General features: G+C 74.7%; 1 protein-coding gene. It reads left to right on the top strand.

The window, feature by feature from the left end; translation table 11 throughout:
• Positions 1-641: DHHA1 domain-containing protein (locus AC1DWF_RS35595; RefSeq protein WP_476843165.1), on the top strand; the 641-nt coding region annotated here is incomplete at both ends.

The following is a 641-nucleotide window of genomic DNA, read 5'->3' as shown; positions in this document are numbered from 1 at the left end:
GCCGTGCGGGATGAGCCCTCCGCGCACACGCTGGGCTTCGTGCTGGGACCGCGGATCAATGCGGGCGGGCGGATCGCGGCGCCGGATCTCGGGCTGCGGCTGCTGTTGGAGACCGATCCGATCGAGGCCCGCGCCATGGCCGAGCGGCTCGATGCCGTGAACCGCAAGCGGCAGGAGGTGGAGGCCGGCGTGCTCGCCTCGGCCATGCGCCAGGCCGAGGCGCAGATCGAACTGGGCCATGCCGTCCTGCTGCTGCAGGACGAGGGCTGGCATCCGGGCGTGGTCGGCATCGTGGCGGGGCGCGTGCGCGAGCGCTTCAACCGCCCGGCCTGCGTGGCGGGCTTCGAGGCCGGGATGGGCAAGGGCTCCGGCCGTTCCGTTCCGGGGCTGGACCTGGGGGCGGCGATCATCGCGGCCCGGCAGTTGGGCCTGTTGATCGCGGGCGGTGGCCACGCCATGGCGGCCGGCTTCACCATCGAGGCCGCGCGGCTGCCGGAGCTGCACGCCCATTTGGACGACCGGCTTGCCGCCGCCCGGGACTTGCCTGGCGCGGCCGAACTGGTGGTGGAGGGCGCGCTGACCGTGCGCGGTGCCACCACCGAGTTGGCGCAGGGCGTGGCCCGGCTGGCACCCTTCGGCGC

Source organism: Aminobacter sp. P4_D5 (assembly GCF_056401815.1).
Note: the sequence above shows the minus strand (reverse complement) of the source record. Positions and strands in the feature narration are given on the sequence as shown.